The organism is Pseudoalteromonas sp. CnMc7-15 (assembly GCF_022347925.1).
In the GTDB taxonomy this organism is placed as follows: Bacteria; Pseudomonadota; Gammaproteobacteria; order Enterobacterales; family Alteromonadaceae; genus Pseudoalteromonas; species Pseudoalteromonas ruthenica.
Window position 1 is genome coordinate 58,215 of the sequence record NZ_JAKRFT010000003.1, and the last position, 21,209, is coordinate 79,423.

The following is a 21,209-nucleotide window of genomic DNA, read 5'->3' on the forward strand; positions in this document are numbered from 1 at the left end:
AATGAAACGTACTAGCAAACTTAAACTGACACTTATGCTCGGTGCCAGTGCCGGACTGAGTGGCTGCACCGACCCTGAAGAACCAGCACTATTATTTACCGATGTAGATGATTGCACCGACTTTGGCGTCGAACGCGATGTATGCCAAGCACAATACCAACAGGCCTTGGCTAATCACGATATTGAAGCGCCAAAGTACGCCAATGAAAACCTCTGTGAAAATGACTTCGGGTTTGAGCGCTGTGAGCAAGAAGGCAGTATTTGGCGACCCATTATGGCAGGCTTTATGATCGCCGCCGTCGCTGAGGCGGTGGATGAAGGTTTAGACCTTATGAAGAAGAAAAAACGCAAAAAATACGCGTTTTTAGGGGGAAATTACTACTCAGGTGCGAAGCCCCTTTATCGCTCACGCGATGACTTTTTCAGCTTCCGCAATGCCAACAATGATTACATTGGCTCAGTCAACAATCGCGGCACCACTATGGTGAAAAAGTCTAAAGTTAAATACGCTTCTAAGCCCAAGCGCGTTACTCGCAGCCGAGGAGGCTTTGGCCGCCGTGCTTCATCACGTAGCTTTGGTGGGTAGATGTTTCGCCACCCTATTGCTGAGCGGCCGGATTTAGCCGCTCAGGCCGATTATTTCGGCTTTGATTTTTGCCGCATTGATGGTGAAAAGTACTGGGATGAAAGTGCTTATTACCAATTCACTCTAGAGCAAATTGAGAACGACTTAGAGCAACCGACCAATGAACTGGAGCAAATGTGCTTGGAATTGGTCGACAAAGTTGTACGTGACGAGTATTGGCTGCGCAAGTTCGCTTTGCCCGAGCAGTATTGGGACTTTATCGCCACCAGTTGGCACAACAAAGAGCCTAGCCTATATGGCCGTATGGACTTTAGTTACCACGGCAACGGCCCTGCCAAATTACTGGAGTACAACGCCGATACCCCCACCTCCATCTATGAAGCGGGTTTTTTCCAATGGCTGTGGCTGGAACAGCAAGTAGATAGAGGCAAATTGCCACGGCAAAGTGATCAATTCAATAGTATTCAAGAGGCGCTCATTGAGCGTTTTAACTTCTTCTCTAACCGCGAATTGCTGCACTTTGTCCACAGTCGCGACTCCATTGAAGATAAAGGCACCGTCAGTTATTTACAGGACTGTGCCTATCAAGCAGGCATGCCCACGGCGCGCATGGCTATTGAAGATATTGGCGTTGATGAGCACGGCCAGCTCACTGACCTAGAACATGCTCCTATCGCGCAACTCTTTAAACTTTACCCTTGGGAAGAGTTGCTGCATGACGACTTTGCCCCCCATGTGCTCAGCACCGACACCCTGTTTGTCGAGCCGCCTTGGAAGGCTGTGTTATCGAATAAAGCCATATTACCGCTGCTGTGGCAAATGTTTCCCGGCCACCCGAATCTCCTAGCCGCCTACTTTAGCGGTGAAGAAGGCGATGGGCTGGAGCAAGGCTTTGTGAATAAACCCCTGTTTAGCCGCGAAGGCGAGAATATCACTTGGGTGCATCCAGACAAGGGCCGTGTGCACCAAAGCGGTAGTTACGGTAGCGAAGGCTTTATTACTCAAGCGTTAGCACCCTTACCCGTGTTTGCCGGTAATCACACCTTGATCGGCTCTTGGGTCGTCGGACACCAAAGTTGCGGCCTCACTATTCGCGAAGATGACGGCCCCATCACCAAAGATACCTCTCGGTTCGTCCCTCATACTATTTTAGGGTAATTACTCTTCACTTTATTTCTTATGTCGGTACAATCGGTGCCGATTTTATGAATACAGTATGAACTAGGGACTAGTATGACTTACAAGGAGTTTTTGCTGTGGTTAAGGTAATGTTTACCCACCAAGTGAAGATCCCCCCAGCCCTTTGGAATAAATACAAGTACCAATAAGCTGTTAATTGAATTATAAAACTTAACTTACGTATCTAGGCGAGTGCTAATTTCACTCAGCTCACGCTCTTTAAATTAGCTTAATTGGCTTGTCGTAGTTATGACCCCACTCCCAACATGCATAGAATGGAAGATATTTGCAGTGATATTCAGACCAACTAAAATAAATCTACTCACCGCCCTGGTATCAACTTTGAGCTTCAGCTTGATCAACAGTTATGGAGCCTACGCTGCGATAGATACCGCCACAAACGTCCAAGGCCTGAATGTAAAAAACAATGACCAACTCATAAATTATGAGCGTAAGCAGCTGTCACAAGAGTTGTTTCAGGACAAACAGGAAAGAGTTTTTAGTAATACATTACAGGCAGATAAAATCAGGACCGCCAATAGTGATATAACAAATACATTATCCCAAGTGTGGGGTTTTTATACCTATGGCTCAGGAATTGGAGCTTCTGGCTTTTACTCTGGTGACTTCGATGGCAACGACAAACAGAATTTAGCGTTTGCCAGTGGCGATGGCTTTGGCGCAGGCACCAAAATTTCCATCGTGGAGTTCAAAGATAATCAATACGTTATAAACCATCAGGAGAAAACACCTAACTCTGCAGCCGTAATTGATCTAGTGGGTGCCTTTGATCAAGCCTCTGACAATCACTTACTTTTTATTAGTACAGACGACGGCATATGGTCGTACAACCTCTCAGCACAAATTTGGACCGAGAGCTTGACAACAAAATCAGCTCAGCAGTTGTTGTTAGCTGATATTGATAATAACGGTAGTGATGAATTAATTGCTGTTAGCACAGAACAAACAAACATATTTAACATCAGTACTAAAGAGTTGCTTGCCAGTTATAACTTTGGCGGAGAGCATGCAGCCGTTGGCCAATTTGTTGCCGGTGGGGCTCTGGAAATTGCCTTTAGCACGGGTCATGTTTATCAGCTATCAGAGCAACCTGAGCAATTAATTTGGTCCTATGATGAATCTTTTGGTCGCCACCTTACTACTGTCAATTTGGATGAAGACAGCAGTGACGAACTCATCACGGCTAAATCTTGGTACGACATCCAAGCTTTTGATATCGATAGTCAGTCCAAGGTTTGGTCTTATAAAGCTGACTTAGATATTGATGCATTACTCACCTTTGATATCGATGGCGATGGTAAGAAAGAATTGCTATACGGTGATGGTCAATGGGGCAGTATTCATGCGCTAGATGCAACATCGGGTGAACGCTTGTGGTCCCTTGCCAATCCTGACCACGGTGTTACCAACATTATGATCAGCGACCTTGATAATGACTCTGAAATGGAAATATTTTGGGGGGGAGGCTATTCATCTTCGGGGTCGGATCACCTCTACGTTTATGACTTAGAGACAAAACACAAAGAAACCAAAACTAAGGATATCTCTGGCCCATTCAACGCCTATGAAATCGCTGACGTGGACAGTGATGGAGAGCTAGAAATCATAGCAATCTCTAACAAGTCCAACAGTGGTTATGATGATGGTGTTATTTATGTATTTAACGCTAGTACATATGAACTTGAATGGTCCACCGCTGAACAATCTCCATTTGGAGGCCAAGCTGTGACCGGGCTACATGACCTAAGTATTGCTGATATTGATGGAGACAATACCAATGAGATACTTGTTGCAACCGACAAGCTCTATGATGGCGCACTTTACATTCTCAATGGTCAAAACGGTGAACTCGAGTTCACCAAAACGCTTGATAGGGGTTCACCTCTTCATGCCGTTAAAACCGCTGATATAGATAACGATGGCCAAATCGAAATAATTACCTCAGGTGGGATCGCGCATACCGGCTCTCCTGGGCGTTTTATATACGTAATCAATGGTGTTAACGGCGAAATAGAACAGACATCTCCATCGCTAGGAAATAACTGGGCGGATATCAAGCACATCGAAGTTCACGATTATAATAAAGACGGCAACGCTGATGTTGTCGCTATATTGGACGGCAAAGTGCATATTTTTGATGTTACTAAAGGAGTCTTAAAAACAAGCCAAGAGCAAGGTTTTACAGCCTTGGCCAAAGGCATATATCAAGAACGTGAGAGCCTTTTAATTGGAGATGAGCAGGGCCAATTATTTGCTGTAAATATGGATCTTAGCACCACAGCAATCAGTAACCTTTGCACTCAACCTATCGATTACCTTTCTACCATTTCCAATACTAAAGTTGCATTTAGCTGTAGTGATCACATTGGTCTTTTTGATTTAACGAACAGTGAAATTAAATGGCGTCAGCCAGTTTCTAATCCACACCATGTCTCATATTTTGAATTTGAAGGTAAGTCCCATTACCTGGTTGGGGGAGACATGGTAACGCTATTCCAAACACCCACATCAAATACCAATCTAGAAGCACTCGGGCAAAGTATGTCTACTCATGCAAAACAAGGTTTCACTGCGAGCTTAACTGCAACCACAGATCAGGAAGCGGAATTTTTCGTGTTAAAGCCACCTAAACATGGTGATGTGACCTTCATGGATCGCACTGAGGGGCTTATTACCTATACGCCCGATGGAGACTTTATTGGTGAAGATAACTTTAGCTTTATAGCAATTTTAGGTGGTATTGAGTCTAATGAAGCAGTCATTACTATTGAGCTAGTTAATCAAAAGCCACAAACAAGTGATCAAACATTCACCATGCATTGGCGTGGCGAAAGTACGTTTCATATTGCTGCACAGGATGCAGATGGTGACGCCCTGCTTTACTCTCTGACCACTGTGCCTAATGAAGGTGAGTTAACGTTACTTAATGATAGCTTAGGAAAAGTTAGCTACGTGCCGAGCGATAATAGTTTAGAGCCTATTAGCTTTAACTTTACTGTTACTGACGGCTTGGAATCCACAGAAGCCGCCGTGGCAACTATTCAGTTCAGTAACACCGCTCCTGAAGGACAAAACGCCAGTTTTGACACCTACTACAGCAGTACGCTAAGCGGCAAATTCTTAGCCACCGACGCTGATCATGACCCCGTGACTTACGAGGTAGTTACTCCTCCGTCAAAAGGTAAGTTCGAATTTGAGCAAGATACAGGCCTATTTACCTATGAGCCGCAAGGTGAAGTATCTTACCAAGATCAAGTGAGCTATCGCGTATATGATGGAGCACAGTATTCTCAAGTGCAGACGGTGACCTTTGAGGTCGTTGGTCAAGCGATTCCCGATCAGGATAAACAAGAGGGAAGCAGTGGAGCGCTATCATTACTATCACTGCTTATGATGGGCACGCTATTGTTCAGACGCAACCCTAAGAAAACGTTGATTAAGAGCGTGCAAGCACCAGTTCAAAGGTAAAACGAAGGCTTTTATCTCAGTGGCTATATGTTCAAAAACGATATAGCCACTGTATCTGCTAAGATGCTTGATCCAATCTAGTATGAACCCCTATCCCACTTATTATCGACATTCGCATATAATAAACGGCCAATTCAGCTGAATGTAACGCTCTTATCCTCTCAAGCATTCGATCGTTAATTGAGATAACTGCGTAAATCGCATTCCTAAAACGCCGCCCTCGTTCGTTAATAGATTTACAAATCCAAAAACCATTGGTTTTGCTCATAATAAAAACGAAGGGGCCAAAATGAACCAGCACACACTTCAGTATAAAAAACACCTTATTGCGCTTGCTATAAGCAGTGTACTTTTCAGTAGCCAAGCGTTCGCCGCTACAGAACCACAACAACAATCCGATAAAAAGCAGTTGCTCGACCTTGAGCGCATAGTGGTCACAGGGAGTGGCGGGCGTGGGCAAACTAAGCTTGAGTCATCGGTGTCTATCACTACCTTGAGCGCCGAAGATCTCGCCCGCGAAGCACCGCTCGGCACGGCAGACTTACTGGAAACCGTTCCCGGGTTTTGGGTTGAGGACTCTGGTGGTGAAACCAACAATAACGTCGCTCCACGGGGTCTTCGCGGCGGCGAAGGATTTCGCTATATAGGCGTGGAAGAAGATGGGCTACCGGTGGTCTACGACGGCGTCTGGGTCGATTTTTATCAGCGCCAAGACATCACTATCGAGCATATGGAAGCGGTTCGCGGTGGCACCTCGGGCTTGCTAACCACCAATGGTCCGGCTGCCTTGGTGAACTTTATTACCCGCAAGCCCGATAGCGTTGAAGAAGCTACCATTCGCTTAACCACCGCCGACTATGGCATGTACCGCAGTGAGTTCTTTTACGGCACCCCTATTAGCGATGATTGGAAAATGTCGTTGGGCGGTTTTTATCGACGCTCAAACGGGGTCAGAGATACCGAATTTACGGCGGATCATGGCGGCCAGCTGCGCATGAGTTTAGTTCGAGAGTTTGATAAAGGTCAGTTAACTTTATCTGCCAAGCATTTAAACGATCACACCACTTTCTTCGTGCCCATCCCCCTGCAAAACCAAGATGATCCCGAGGGCATCCCCGGTGTCGATCCGCAACATGGTACCTTAATAGGTAATGGCCAGCGGCTGTTACAGTACTTGCAACAAGATGGCAGCTATCAAACCCGAGACCTTAAAGATGGGCAGCATACTAAGTTTTCTACTTTAGGATATAACCTGGATTGGGAGCTCAACGATCGCTGGTTACTCGACACCGCTGGGCGTTACTCTCGCTTTGAGAATGACATGTATATCCTGCTGAACTTTGATAACTCCACGCTTATCAATGCCAACGAGCGCCTAGGCCAGCAAGATGTCACCGCAATGTTGACACAATTCGCCGATGAGGGCGCTGTTGCAGCGCGATATCGTTACGTGGATAACGGTGAGCTACTGACAGATGTCAGTAACCTTAATGGTAATGGTTTGGTCACCACAAGCTACCCTTTGTACTCACAATATCAAGCCGAGCAGTTCGTAAATAAACTGAGCTTTACCTATGAAGGCGACCAACATACAGTGACTATGGGTTGGCTATTTGCTTATGTTGATGCCGATGCACTGCCGGTTGATCAGTGGCAATCACAGTTCCTTACCGAGGTAAAAGACAACGCCCGGTTGCTCGATATCGTTGCCGTAGACAATAACCAACAGGTGGTAGGTCAACTCACCGATAGAGGCTCGACAGGGTATGCACCCGGATGGGGTCAAGCGACCGCTTTTGGCACCAGTACCTCGCATTCTTTCTTTATCAATGAGCAATTTCAGGTAACGGATAATCTGCGTATAGACGGCGGCCTTCGCCTCGAGTGGCTAGAGCTTGATAGTACTGCGTCGGGCACCGAGTTTGCACAGTCGGTAGAGGGTGCATTTGACGACAATGGCAACGATACCGACAACAACTTAGCTAATAACTACGTTGATACACCTTCGCAGCAATTCTTATCGAAAACCCGCAGTGAAACCGAGACAGCCTGGACCATAGGTTTTAATTACCGCCTCTCTGAGAGTGTATCGACCTTTGGTCGTTATGCAGATGCCTTTGAAATGCCACGCTTAATGAGCTTTGGTCAGAATATTCATGCCCACAGCGAGGCAGACTTTAACGACAGTGTAAACCTGACCTTTGGAGAGCTTGGGGCCCGCTACTCGGGTGCGGATCTGGGCGCTTCTGTTACCTTATTCCGCACTAAATTTAATGACTTAGTTGAACGTAACTTTACCGGCAGTGATGGCCAAGTCGCTAATCAAGTAATTGACACTATTACCGATGGCGTCGAATTCGAGGCCGTATGGCAAGCCTTGGATGATGTACAGCTGACCTTAACCGGGGTGGTACAAGATCCAAAAATGGAGGGCTTCACGGGCGCCTTTGCACATTGGCAGGGTAAACAGGTTAAGCGCACTCCGAAGGTGCAACTACGACTCACCCCAACCTATTATTTTGACGATGGCGATGTGTACTTAACCATCCACCACTTAGGTGAGCGTTATTCCGATGGCGAAAATAAGTTTGTTCTTCCCGACTATACCACCGTGGATATGGGCGTTAACTACCGCTTTAACGACACCGCTGCGTTGCATGTTAAAGCGACAAACCTCACCGACGAGCTAGGCCTAACTGAAGGCAATCCACGTGCCGTGAACGATGTTCAAGCGGGCTATGACTATTACTACGCCAGACCTATTCTGGGGCGCACAGTGAGTGCCTCATTAACGCTTAACTTTTAATGTTCCCCTACTAATTAGCGCTTTGCCCAGTGCCAATTAGTACACCCAAGCCCGCTGTTGCGGGCTTTTCTCAGGAATTGACTATGAATGACAGTACCCTTTCTTACTACTTATCCAGCACCTTGGTGGCATTCGCGTTGTTTTTTAGCTGCCAACAGGCGTATGCCGAGATCACCCCAAAACCCCATCATATTGCCTATGCACAAGGCCAATTTGAGCTCACTCAGGAGACCGAAATAAGCTTTAATCACCCCGATGCTAAGCCAGTCGCTGAGTATTTGGCAGAGTTTTTACGCCCGCCCACAGGCTATTTACTGCCTATAACCAAGCAAACGCGTAGCAAAGGAAATGTCATCACGCTGCATCTTGTGGATAGCGGGCTTGCCGAGGAGCAATACCGGCTAGCAGTGAGTGCACAAAGCATAAAAATAAGCGCGCGAACGCCAACGGGACTATTTTGGGCGGTGCAATCATTGCGGCAATTGCTTCCTGCAGAGATAGAATCGCGCATGCCTATAAACCAAGCCAGTTGGGCTGTCCCCCAAGTGACCATTAACGATCAGCCGCGCTTTAAATACCGTGGTATGCACTTAGATGTAAGCCGCCATTTCTTCGATGTCGATTTTGTAAAGCGCTACATCGATTGGTTAGCTATGCATAAATTTAATGTCTTTCAATGGCATTTAACCGATGACCAAGGCTGGCGCATTGCCATTGATGCCTATCCGAAACTAACTGAAATTGGCGCCACCCGCCCTCATACTGTGGTCGGTCATACCTATGACTATCAACCGCTGTTTGATCAGCAACCCGTTTCTGGCTTTTACACCCAAGCTCAGGTAAAAGAAGTGATAGCCTATGCACAGGCCCGCCATATTGAGGTAATACCAGAGATTGATATTCCCGGGCACACCAGTGCCTTGCTGGCCGCTTACCCAGAACTTTCTTGCCATCAACAACCGGTCAAAGTACAACCCCAATTTGGTATTTTTGAGGACGTACTTTGCCCCCGAGAGGATGTATTTGCATTTTTAAGCACAGTGTATAAAGAGATGGCCGAGCTTTTCCCTAGCCAATATATTCACATTGGCGGCGATGAAGTCATTAAAAAGCAGTGGCTCGCCAGCCCCTTTGTAAAGCAGCTCATGCGTGAACACCAGCTCAGCACGCCTGAGCAAGTACAAAGCTACTTTATAAAGCGCGTCGCGAATATTGTTCAAGCGCAGGGCAAAACAGTGATTGGCTGGGACGAAATTTTAGAAGGGGGTGTCGCAGAAGGGGCTGTGGTGATGTCTTGGCGCGGGACGCAAGGAGGAATAGCCGCTGCAAAACTGGGCCATCAAGTGGTAATGAGCCCCTATCAGTATATATACTTTGACGCTTATCAATCGCGTAACCTCGATGAGCCCAAGGCCATTCACGGCCTTTCCACACTCAAAAACGTTTATCATTATGAGCCCCAGCCCAGCCATCTAAGCCCCGAGCAACAAGAGCTCATCATTGGTGCGCAAGGTGCTTTATGGACGGAATATATAAAAACACCGCGCCACGCCGAGTATATGGTTTTTCCGCGCTTAAGTGCGTTGGCCGAAACCTTATGGTCTGCAAAAGCAGATAAATCGTGGTCTGAATATAGCCAAAAGCGCTTACCCAAATTAATGCAGCGCTACCAAAAAATGCATATAAATGCCGCCACCAGCGCCTACAACCCCACCATCAGCAGCACTATAATAGGCGAGCAACTACAGGTTTCCATGCGCACTGATATCGAAGGCACCGAGATTTACTACACCCTCGATGGCAGCGAGCCGACACTCGCCTCGTTACGTTATCAGCAACCTATTATTATCAGCGAGCGCACGCGCGTGCGGGCGCGTAGTTTTGCAAAGCCGCTCGGGCAACTAGTAGGAGACGCACAGCTTACCTTAGCGCCGCACCTCGCACTGGGGAAAGAAATAAGCTTTAGCTATCCGCCAGCAGAAGGCTCTGCCACTAAGCTGCAAGACGGTCAGTTCGCCTATGATCAATTTTACAGCGTCAATGACTACGCTATTTTTTATGATAGCGACCTTGAAGCGGTCATCGATTTAGACAGCTCAACCTTAGTCGAGCGCGTAGAAATAGGCTATAACAGCGGTCGTCATCGACAACTGCATCCGCCAACAAGCATCAAGATATGGGGTTCTAACGATAACAAAAACTGGCAACCGCTGGCCCACATTCAGCAACCTCCCGGGCCCATGTCGATTCTCTCTTTTGCGGCCACGCGTGTACGCTACCTCAAAGTGAGTGCCATCAATAGTAAGCAATCTCAGGATATACAAATCCCCAAATTGCCTTTATACATTGATGAAATAGCGGTGTATTAACCTTTTAAGCCCTAGTACTAAATACGTATTTAGGGCTTATTGCTATTTTTTATTCCCAAACCTTAACGCTAAGACGTTTATAGCACTAGAGCCACTTGCGGTACTCGCTCTCACTACACAATAACAACGTCTTAGGAGCCCTCATGGTTGCAAAACTATCTACATTCACACTCGCATTGGCAGGCTTGAGCTTATTGAGCGCGAGCCAGTTAGCCGTTGCTCAGCCCCATCCTGATAACCTCGATTTACACTGGCAAGTGGTCGATCACGGAATTGGCGAGAATATCTTTCTTGGCAGTTTAACCATTACTAATAACGGCACGGAGCCACTTTCAGAGTCTGGATGGGCACTGTATTTCAGCTCAGTGCGCCCCCCAGCCAGTGTGTTACCAAGCGGTGATGCTAATGGCGATTATGCGCGTCAGCATATAGCAGCACAAAACCTCAGTTTGGATAATGCCGATGTCGCCAAAAGCGGCGATTACTTTGTGTTAAAGCCGCAACCTGGCTTTGAGCCCATACAACCAGGGCAGTCGCGAGAGATAGAGATAATCGCTCAGTACTGGCAAATGCTTAAAAACGACTCGCCTTCTGGCTTTCATATCAGTTATGACGGACAAACGCCTCAGGCTGTGCTGGTGAATGTCATCATGGACCCCAGCGATCCGAAGCAAACCACTCAAGCCAGCAATGACACCATGCCAGTGCAAACCACGGCACTGCGATTTACAGAGAACACCACAGCGCTCTCTCCCTTAGCCTTGCAACATCAGTTAGTGCCACAGCCTTATTCAGTCGAGCATAAAAACGATGAGTTTCTCACCCTAATGAGCCAATTAACCGGCATCTCGGCGCCCTCCGCCTTGGCCACGGAAGCGGCCTATTTACAAACGGCGCTCGGCGACATTCTCAGTGGTTCTTTTGCCATTAATGGCGCTGCGCAAAATGGCCCGAACCATATCACTTTGCAACTAGATGCTCAGCTCGATACCAACAACGATGGCCAACCGGATGCCGGCGGTTATCGCCTTGAGATAGATGCATTTTCCGGTATTACTATCACCGGTCGCGATGCTCAAGGGGTGTTTTACGCCATCCAAACTTTGCGCCAATTAATTCCTACATCCGTATACAAAAATGCTGTTAATTCAAATACCTTGGCTGATAATGCAGTGCTGCCAGCAAGCACCATTTTAGATGCCCCTCGCTTTGCTTATCGAGGCATGATGCTCGATGTCTCGCGTAACTTTCAATCCCTTGAAACTGTTTTTAAACTATTGGATTTAATGGCGTTTTATAAGCTCAATAAATTTGAGATTAATGTTGCTAATGACGAGGGATGGCGCTTAGAAATACCTGGGCTGCCGGAGCTCACTGAGTTTGGTGCCAAACGCGGACACGACCTTGAAGAAACCACGATGTTGCATACCTTTATGGGCGCAGCCAATGAATTTGCGCCCGGTGACGGCATCGACAACAAACCAGCCGATAAAGTCGCGGCTAACTTAGGCACCGAGCCACAGTTCCAAGGGTTTGAAATCGCCCAGCAAAACTTCCTTGGCAAAGGCTGGGGCTATTATAGCGTCGCAGAGTTTCAAGAAATTCTGCAATACGCGGCAGACCGCCATATTGATGTCATTATTGAGTATGACTTCCCCGCCCATGCTCGCGCCGCCATCAAAGCCATGGAATACAGATATAACAAATACAAAGACACCGATCCGGTTGCCGCCAATCAATACCGATTGATTGACCCACTCGATGAGTCTCAATACTACACCCCGCAGTTTTACACCGACAACTTTGTCAACCCAGCGCTAGAGGGCACCTTTACTTTTCTCAACCATGTGGTCAGAGAGACTCGCGCTATGTACGATGCGGTGCCCGATGCTAAGCGCACACGCTTACACGGCGGTGGCGATGAGCTGCCGCATTTAGGCGCAAATGAATGGTGGGCCAAATCCCCGGCCGTGCAGGCGAACCCAGCAACAGCAGGGAAAACCGACGCCGAACTATTTGACTACTTTTTCACGCGCTGGAAAGACATCATTAATAGCCATGGCTTTGATATGGCTACCTGGGGCGATGTGCTTTCTCATAACGGCACAGGCAACGTCGATTATGGCAATATATACCCGGTGTTTTGGAATAACGTTTGGGGCTGGGGCAATGAGCATCAAGCCTATAAATTTGCCAACCAAGGCTATAAAGTGGTGCTCGCGCATGCCACTAATATGTATCTCGATTTAGCCTACAATAAGCACCCGGACGAGGTGGGTTATCATTGGGCGGGCTATACGGATACCAAAAAAACCTTTACTTATCGCCCTTTTAATATCTATGCCAATGCCGAGTCTGATAAGCTCGGCAACCCGGTCCCCTGGGGAGAAAATTGGCTGCCATTGAGCGCCACGGGTAAGCAAAATATTGATGGCATTCAGGCGCAACTTTTTGGTGAAAATCAAAAATCCCCTGAGATCCTTGATTACATGACCTTTCCGAAGTTACTCGGAGCCGCCGAGCGCGCTTGGGTACAAACCATGCCCGCTGAAGGCTTAGCAACAGAGCAGGCCTGGGACACTTTTGCGAACACCCTGGGGCAGCACGCTCTACCACTATTAGACTATTACCAAGTAGTCGACATTCATGGTCAAATACCCCATCAGCCTGGCGTAAACTACCGCATCCCCTTGCCCGGTGGCGCCATCGAAAACGGAAAGCTTGTGGTCAATACTCGCTTTGCAGGGATGAATACCGAGTACTCCTTAGATCAAGGTGCGACCTGGCATCACTACCAACAGCCAGTCCCACTTACCACCTCGGCATCAGTGCAATTACGCACTGTGAGTGACTCTGGACGAGTGAGTCGAGTGGCTACGTTGTCTGAGTAAATCAAGGCGGCGGGCCTGCACTTAAGGCTCGCCGTACGCTAAATAAAAGGAATAGCAGGATGCGTACCCATGCCATCTTTATTATCGTTTAAGCGCAAAGCGGCGAACAGCGAAAGCAACTATGAATCAGATAGACGCCAGCAAGTAGAGCAGCTGTTTTTAAAGCAGCAACGCAAACTCATTCGCCACATTATGGCCAAGGGGCTGGATAAGCGTGAAGCCGAAGACATTGCCCAAGAAGCATTTGTTAAGCTGCTGGGCTTAGAGCAAGAGAAGGTAAGCAGCTATATAGCCGCATACCTATATAAAATAGCCACTAACCTGGCCATTGATAAGCTAAGGCGTAAGGCTCGCAGCCCCTTTGATCACTATGTTAGTGACAGTGATGAATTACCTAAGCTGTGTGCGCCAACGGGGCCGGAGCAAAACCATCATAATCACGAATTACTTAAAGAAATGGAAAAAGCCCTCGCGAGCCTTCCAGACAAGTGCCGCTTGGCCTTTTTGTTATATAAGATGCGCGGACAAAGCTATGAGGAGATCGCGTTGACCCTGCAAATATCGACCAGTATGGTGAGAAAATACGTTCTACGTGCAGTTCGTCATTGCTACCAACAACTTGAGCATGAGCTTTAAGCATGAGCTTTAAGCATGAGCAGAAAGGATATTGATATGACCCTTCCCGGTGATGATGAAACTGTCATTGAGCAACAAGCCACACAGTGGCTACTGACGCTCCATGAGCAGCAACTGGATCATGACAACGACAGCCAATACCCTGAGGCGCTTACCCTGTGGCTCGCCCAAAGTGCCCGCCACCGTGAAACCTTTACTAAGGTAAACAAACTGTGGGCATTGTCGGCACAACTCGACCCGGCGTTTGTTGACAGTCAGCTTGCTCACCTTGACGCCGAGCCCGCAACCAAGCGCAAGCCAAAAAAACCAGCGACGCTTTGGTACGCAGCCTTAGCGGCGTCCTTTGTGCTTGTGACCACCCTGATGCTGTGGCCGCCCAGCTCACCGGCGCCACGACAAATCGTTAACAGTCCCGCCATACCCAGTAGCAAGGTGTACAGCGAATTTTTCCACACCCCGGTGAGCGAGCATAAAACCGTGACCTTGGATGATAATTCGCAGGTCACCTTAGGTGCCAACACCCAGCTTGCCGTGCGTTATAGCGATAGCACGAGAGAGTTATTGCTATATCAAGGGGAAGCGCTGTTCAATGTCAGCAAGGACCCGACGCGACCATTTATCGTACGCTATCAGCAAAGCCTGGTAGAGGCGTTAGGCACTATTTTTAACGTCCGCGCCAACCCTGACTCAGTGCGTGTTGATGTATTAGAAGGGCGAGTTGCCGTGGCGCAACAAAACGCCATTGAATTAACGGCAGGGCAAGCCGCAGAAGTGGCCACTGATGGTAATATTACTCGCAGCCAGGCACAGGGAAAAGGCACCCAAATGGCTTGGCAACAAGGTCACTTAATTTATCATAATGCTCGCTTAGGTGATGTACTCCATGATGTCGCCCGCTATAGCCAAATGGACATCACAATCAGCGACGAAAAGTTAAAGCACTTAGTGTATACAGGCACTTTTTTAACGACTGAAATCGAAGCGTGGCTAACGAGCCTGCAACAGCTTTACCCCATTAAGGTATTGCGCAGCGGTGATAAAGTGACCTTAGTGGCGAATTAGCTAAAAGTGGCATAGTGACCACAGCCAAAGTGTGGTACAAAATTCAAACAATAAAAATAAAGCTGAACCCGCCATGTTATTAAGATTATTAACCATCGCTCTGCCATGGTTAATATTATTTAGTAGCTGTACTTATGCCCAAAGCGAACATTCCTTTGCGCTGCCTGAAGCGACACTGCAGCAGCGCTTGCTCGATATTGCTGCGCAGAGCAACTGGCAGCTTAATGCCGCAGCAATTGAGCAATCGCCCCCCCTAGCGGCCCTTAATGGACGATACAGCCTAGAGCATGTTTTAAACCTCAGTCTCCGTGACACGCACTATGGATATGCCTTGGACGTGAGCGAGCGCCGTATTGTTATTACTGCGGCAAGTGAAGCAACACCCAAAGGCGATTTTGAACGCATTATTGTCACCGGCGTCAGCGGTCAGCGCCGCAATATACTCAATTCATCCATCGCCATTACCCAGTTATCTAATTTAGAACTGAGGCAACGCACGCCCTACTCCAGTGCTGAAGTGCTCAAAAACGTCACCGGATTTTGGGTCGAGGACTCAGGCGGCGAAACCAATAACAATGTTTCGCCACGAGGGCTCAGGGGCGGCGAAGGGTTTCGCTTTATTAGCTTGATGGAAGATGGTCTGCCCATGACCTACGACGGCATATGGAGTGACTTTTTTTTACGTCCAGACTTAACCCATCAACGAATCGAAGCCGTGCGCGGTGGCAGTAGTGGGATCTTCACCCTGAATGGGCCAGCAGCGATGGTTAACTATGTTGGTCGACGCGGCTCACACACGCCGTTGCAACTGCTCAAACTCAGCCAGGGTCTAAATTATGACTACTCGCGTCTGGATGGGGTTGCCAGTGGCCCCATCAACGAGCAACTATTTTATACTGTGGGTGGCTTTTACCGCTTCTCGGATGGCATTCGCGAACCGGGGTTTATCAGTGACTTAGGCGGGCAATTAAGCGCTCGCCTGAGCTTGCGGACCGATGCCTTTGAGCTCGATGTTATTTACAAACACTTGCAAGACAATACCAGTTTTTACGCTCCCTTGGTGATGCAAAATCACCACGGGATTGAGGCCTTATCGAGCCTGCCCCATGACTACGGCACCCTACTCAGTAAGGATATGCAATTACTGAACTTTTATACCCCCGAAGGGACAACAACCCATGATTTAGAGGATGCGCAGCAAACGCGTATGAACAGCTACACTGTGCTGTTTAATGCACCGCTATCAACACACCTAGCCATCGACAACCGCACTCGTTATGCGAAGCTCAATAATAGCCTGTACACCTTAATGAATTTAGGCAACCAAACGATTAATAGTGCTGAGCAGCGTTTAACCTTGGCCGATGTCAGTCAGTTCAAGGATAACGCCGCAGATGACACCTTAAGCTTGGCCTATCAACGGGTCAGCGATGGCAGCCTAATCGCCGACCCTGCAACGCTTAATAACAATGGCCTTGTTACTGCAACCTTTCCACTGTACTCACGTTACCAACAAACACAATTAATCAATCACCTCAGCCTTAGTTACCAAGACACGGACTGGGCTGTGACGCTGGGTCATCTCTATGCCCATAGCGATTATGGCGCCCTACCCTTAGATCAGTGGCTCGGAGAGCTGCTAACCGATGTGCAACACCAGCCTCAGCGCCTAGATATAGTGCTTATTGATGAGCATAACCAGGTTGTAGATACATTCACCGACAGTGGCTTTTTATCGCATGCGGGGCCGGTTTACTTAAAAGGTCATGGAGTGTCACAATCGCACTCCTTATACACCAATATCGACTGGCGCATCACCGAGCAGCTACGCCTTGATGCGGCGATACGCCACGAACACCTAACACTTGATAGCACCAGCGCCCAAGGCCGGCGCACTCAAGCTGATAACGGCCAAGTGTTTTACTCGCATTATGGCCCCAGCACTTCTTTGCGTCAGTACTTTAGTGACAATGCCATCAGTGTGGGGATGAACTATCAGGCTGCGGAGCATATGGCTGTGTTTGCCCGTTATGCCGATGCATTTGAAATGCCACGGCTTATTAATTTCGGCAATGCCCTAGGCTGGGCTGGCAATGCTCATCAGCGCGGCGAAGTTGATTACGGTGAACCTATTCGTCTCACGCTTAGTGAGGTAGGTTTGCGATACCAAACAGCCCACTCACACTTCAGTGGCGCGTTATTTACTACTCATTTTGATCCACTGCCATTCACCGTGTATCGCGGTGCAACGAGCCCACAACACGCCATTTTAATCAATACGCAAACAACCGGGGTCGAATTTGAATATGAATACCGCTACAACGCGAGCTGGCAGTTAAAAGCGATTGGGGTGTGGCAGGATGCAGGCTTTTACGGCATTCCTGCATCTTTGCCGCAAAGCCAATTCAACGGCAATCAAATTACCCGAACGCCAGAGTTACAACTGCGACTAACCCCTCAGTATAGTCAAGGGCCTATCACCGCTGCACTGACCTTTTCGTACATTGGCGAGCGCTATTCTGATGTCGCCAACCGTTTTGCTCTGCCTGCTTATCATACTTGGGATCTGTTCTCAGAAGTCGCTCTGAATGAGCACCTAAAGGTGCAATTAGAGATTAAAAACCTAACCAACACGCTAGGCCTTACCGAGGGCAACCCCCGCGATGATTTAAGCCATCAAGAAGCGCTATTTTACGCCAGACCCATTTTTGGCCGCACAATCACACTGTCGATGAGTTATGAGTTCTAAACTCATTTGCGGCCATATATTTAAGAGCTAATAAGGAGCTAAATAAAGCGCTCCCTACTACTAAATAGCAGGGCACGTATGTGTTTGTTCGTCTGCCCTAACTATAACAGATACCGGTGTACTCCAAGCACCACACTGCTCATTGCTGCAAGCACGAACGCGGTGGTGATAGGTGCCACTTCCACTGAAAAACTCACGTCGTGTTAGCGGCGTTCTGCGCTCCACGTCTTGCCATAACTGCTGCCCTAAATCCTCTGTTTGTTGGACTTGATAGTGAATTGAGTTGGCTATAGATGCATCTACTTGCTCTAGCTGCCAGTGCAACACATAGACTTGAGCACCAAACGTATAATCAATATAGCTAGAGCGTATGGTAGGTTGTGATAAAACCTTATATTGCCTCTCAGCTATCGGGCTATCCTCTGATAACTCTGCACGTGTATATGCACATACTTTCATATTCCCCGGCGATAAAACAAAAGGCACACTGTACAGCTGCCAAGAGTCACTTTGCTTATCACATTGCTCAGCGGCGGAGAGTACTTGATAAAAAATACTGTGGTCTCTGCTCGAGTCGCTTTGCAAGCTAATAGTGTTACTCTCAAAGATAGCCTCGCTGAGCGGCAGTATTTTTGGTTCAGGTTGCACAGCGAAGTCAATTACGTTGGTTAGCTCATGGCTAGCATTCGGGTAGCCAAAGCTCTCACAAATAAGCTTATGCTTCATCTGATACGCTTGTGTTCTTACAGGTGTCGTATGTTCGAACAAGTAACTTCCGTTAGCTTGCTTAGTCGCATGAGCGGTGTAGTCTACACAGCCTTGCCAGCTTCCGCCCTGAGCACATGTATCGCTAATTTCTGATTCTTGACCTAAGTATTCATACACTGCAAAACATCGGTCAGCATCACGCCATTGAATAGTTAAAGATTGGGGGTCGCCAGTGAACCCAAAGTTTGCTCGCTCTTTTTCTGCGTTGTAAATATGTGCGAGTATCTGGGGTGGGTTTGCACGTTTCATAGTAACGCTTGTATAACCACTCCAAGGGCCGCATACAGACTGTGTTTCACACGCTTTGATTCGAACTCGATAAACTCCAGCATCAGAAACATCAAATACTTTATTTGCTAAACCAAGTTGGTGAGTATTGATGTTATCGCTCCCCTGCTTCTGGGATTCAACGATGAAGAAGCTTTCACCTTGAGATGGGCCAACGCTGACAGTAACCTGCTTTCTTTCGTCACTGTAAGTAGGAGTATAAGAGACATTCGGTATCACTCCTAAAGTTACATTATTCGTTAAGCGACTTTGCACTGAGCCTGCGGAGTTTTCACAAATTATTTTCTGGTCCATTGAAAATATATGACTTCGGACATCACTGGTCCAGTTAAATTCATAGCTGCCATCAGTATGCTCAGTGGTATACTGACTATCCTTACTATAAGTGACGACTCCTTTATCGCCATTGTCGTACTCGTAATGTGCGTTACATGCATCAGCGCCTTGCCAGCGAAAGCTCAAGGTTTGTTTTTGTCCCACTTTTGCGGTGTTGATCTGCCCCGTTTCACTCACAAACTGGTGGGTGATAATCTTTGGTGTTGCCAAGCTTTTGTGGGTAACAACTAAATTTACCGGTTCACTGGACTCAATACCATCAGAGGCCCTCAAAGCCAAAGTAATAGAGCCTGTAAACTCATCACTAAATGTAACAACATTACCGTTTAAGCTATAGCGGCTATCAGAGGGGAGCTGCCAAAAGTGCGTGCTATCATCAGCGTCAGTAATGCCAGTCAGACTGCTATCTAACCTGAGCTGACGAGTATTAACTAGATCAACTTGTTGCTTTTTAAGTGTTAGTTTAGGGCGATGGTTAACGGTGAAGTAGTGAAAATGTGCGCTTCCCACCCCACCTGCATTACCATCATCAATGGCGTGGGCCACTAACCTGTATTCTGTATCGGGTAATAACCCTTTTTGTTGCGCTCGGAAAGAGGTTTGACCGCCCAACGAATTGCTGGGCGCAAAGTTGTGAGCAAACACCGTTTGCCAACTGCCGTTGTTGCTTTTTTGTACCTTGATATGCAGTTGCTTTAAGTTATCACTGCTATCTTCATAGTTGCCTAAAGCCACGTCTATAGGAGAAAAGTGTGGAAGTCGTACTTGGTTAGGAGACACGATATCTATAGACGAACGACCATTAACATGTACTCTCATGGCATCCACCCCTGCTTTGCCATGTTTATCAACAGAGCGTAAACTTATCTTTAGGGTTTGATCGCCATGACCGTGAAAAGGTAAATCAAAATTGCTATTCGGAGCACGCTTGTTACGCCAGTTCATAATAGTTGAACCGCTATCTTGGCGCCACGAGAAACTGCTTATACCGCCATTAGGGCTAGGATCGCTGGCACTGCCCTGCAATTGAATCACTTGAGGCCCACTCATAACATGAACATCGCTGCCGGCACTGACTTGAGGTGGTGCATTATACACTTCAGCACTCACCGCTTTGGATGCCTTAACCCCAGAGCTATTTTCACAATAAATATTAAAATTATACGTGAGCTCTTTGTTTCGAATGGGGGAGGTCCACTGGTAACGGCCATTTCTTTGAGCACCGCTGTAGTAGGTTACGCCATACTTAGTGTTATAGCACTTTGTTGCATTTTCGTATTGAATCACGAGGCTTTGTCGCTGCCCAACTGAAACTCGTCGTGGTGAGTAGTATGCAGAGACGATTTTCGGTGCAGGGTTACTTACGCGCATGTACACGCCTTTCGATACTTTGCTCCCGGCCGTGTCTTCACAAATAATATTAAAGCTTTTCGACTCCACTTTATTACGAACCGGCGAATCCCAAATAAAAGTACCATCAGTATTCTTACCAGACCCGGCCTGGTGGTAAACTACACCATACTTATCGTTATAGCACTTATGTGCGTTTTTCCAACGCAATCTTAATTGTTGTGTTTGACCCAACTCTATACGCGAAGGTGCATATCTTGCTTCAATTATTTCCGGAGCAGCAAAAATAGGTGCACAAAAAAAGGCTGCAAGCGTGAAAGCAGCCAATCTATAAAACCTCATTATAAAAATTCCCTTTACCTTAACAAATAAAAATAAAATATAGCGATGTTACATTTATAACAAACCACCTTCAAGACTTGCTTTCATGATAATGGAGATACTATTTATCGACCAAAAACTCGAGACGCTATAAATAATTTAAATATTTTTCTAACAAACAAAAAAATTGGGTAAAGATAAAAATCACCTAGAATATATCAAAGCAACAACCCTGCCACAAAAACTATTTGACTATATCAAGTTATTAATTTCACAAAAAAAAGAATATAATTTAAATAAGTTAACCAATTCCGACCTGGTACAACGCACCTTATTGAATACCAAAAGGTTTACTGTCAACTTAAGCTCTTAGGAAAAC

Annotated in this window: 10 protein-coding genes; 9 read left to right on the plus strand and 1 reads right to left on the minus strand. The window is 47.1% G+C overall.

What is annotated here, in order from left to right; all coding sequences use genetic code 11:
• Nucleotide 1 precedes the first annotated feature (1 nt).
• From MHM95_RS07655 to MHM95_RS07695, 9 genes are all read left to right on the plus strand, one after another.
• Nucleotides 2–586: a DUF1190 domain-containing protein gene (locus MHM95_RS07655; protein WP_239384955.1), complete on the plus strand. Its 585-nt coding sequence runs from the start codon at nt 2–4 to the stop codon at nt 584–586.
• Complete coding sequence (locus MHM95_RS07660) at nt 587–1,744, plus strand: glutathionylspermidine synthase family protein (protein ID WP_138509872.1); 1,158 nt, start codon at nt 587–589, stop codon at nt 1,742–1,744.
• 270 nt (nt 1,745–2,014) lie between these two features.
• Nucleotides 2,015–5,254: an Ig-like domain-containing protein gene (locus MHM95_RS07665; RefSeq protein WP_239384956.1), complete on the plus strand. Its 3,240-nt coding sequence runs from the start codon at nt 2,015–2,017 to the stop codon at nt 5,252–5,254.
• Nucleotides 5,255–5,543: 289 nt separating this feature from the next.
• Nucleotides 5,544–8,060 (plus strand): TonB-dependent receptor, encoded by a 2,517-nt coding sequence (locus MHM95_RS07670; RefSeq protein ID WP_239384957.1) that lies wholly within the window; start codon nt 5,544–5,546, stop codon nt 8,058–8,060.
• A gap of 83 nt (nt 8,061–8,143) precedes the next feature.
• On the plus strand, nt 8,144–10,429 hold the full coding sequence (locus MHM95_RS07675) for a family 20 glycosylhydrolase (protein WP_239384958.1): 2,286 nt from the start codon (nt 8,144–8,146) through the stop codon (nt 10,427–10,429).
• A 143-nt stretch (nt 10,430–10,572) separates the two neighbouring features.
• A complete protein-coding gene (locus MHM95_RS07680) occupies nt 10,573–13,320 on the plus strand; it encodes a family 20 glycosylhydrolase (RefSeq protein ID WP_239384959.1) in 2,748 nt (915 codons plus the stop codon).
• Between the two features lie 69 nt (nt 13,321–13,389).
• Nucleotides 13,390–13,956, plus strand: coding sequence for an RNA polymerase sigma factor (locus MHM95_RS07685; protein WP_022944563.1), 567 nt, complete (start codon nt 13,390–13,392; stop codon nt 13,954–13,956).
• Between the two features lie 15 nt (nt 13,957–13,971).
• A complete protein-coding gene (locus MHM95_RS07690) occupies nt 13,972–15,018 on the plus strand; it encodes a FecR domain-containing protein (protein WP_239384960.1) in 1,047 nt (348 codons plus the stop codon).
• Nucleotides 15,019–15,091: 73 nt separating this feature from the next.
• The gene (locus MHM95_RS07695; RefSeq protein ID WP_239384961.1) at nt 15,092–17,767 is read left to right on the plus strand and encodes a TonB-dependent receptor; all 2,676 of its coding nucleotides are present in this window, start codon (nt 15,092–15,094) and stop codon (nt 17,765–17,767) included.
• Between the two features lie 60 nt (nt 17,768–17,827).
• On the opposite strand, the gene MHM95_RS07700 is transcribed toward MHM95_RS07695, so the two are convergent.
• Complete coding sequence (locus MHM95_RS07700; protein ID WP_239384962.1) at nt 17,828–20,851, minus strand: PKD domain-containing protein; 3,024 nt, start codon at nt 20,849–20,851, stop codon at nt 17,828–17,830.
• Nucleotides 20,852–21,209 lie beyond the last annotated feature (358 nt).

Coding starts and splice junctions, on each gene's coding strand:
- MHM95_RS07655 (WP_239384955.1), top strand. CDS start 2: ATGAAACGTACTAGCAAACTTAAACTGACACTTATGCTCGGTGCCAGT.
- MHM95_RS07660 (WP_138509872.1), top strand. CDS start 587: ATGTTTCGCCACCCTATTGCTGAGCGGCCGGATTTAGCCGCTCAGGCC.
- MHM95_RS07665 (WP_239384956.1), top strand. CDS start 2,015: ATGACCCCACTCCCAACATGCATAGAATGGAAGATATTTGCAGTGATA.
- MHM95_RS07670 (WP_239384957.1), top strand. CDS start 5,544: ATGAACCAGCACACACTTCAGTATAAAAAACACCTTATTGCGCTTGCT.
- MHM95_RS07675 (WP_239384958.1), top strand. CDS start 8,144: ATGAATGACAGTACCCTTTCTTACTACTTATCCAGCACCTTGGTGGCA.
- MHM95_RS07680 (WP_239384959.1), top strand. CDS start 10,573: ATGGTTGCAAAACTATCTACATTCACACTCGCATTGGCAGGCTTGAGC.
- MHM95_RS07685 (WP_022944563.1), top strand. CDS start 13,390: ATGCCATCTTTATTATCGTTTAAGCGCAAAGCGGCGAACAGCGAAAGC.
- MHM95_RS07690 (WP_239384960.1), top strand. CDS start 13,972: ATGAGCAGAAAGGATATTGATATGACCCTTCCCGGTGATGATGAAACT.
- MHM95_RS07695 (WP_239384961.1), top strand. CDS start 15,092: ATGTTATTAAGATTATTAACCATCGCTCTGCCATGGTTAATATTATTT.
- MHM95_RS07700 (WP_239384962.1), bottom strand. CDS start 20,851: ATGAGGTTTTATAGATTGGCTGCTTTCACGCTTGCAGCCTTTTTTTGT.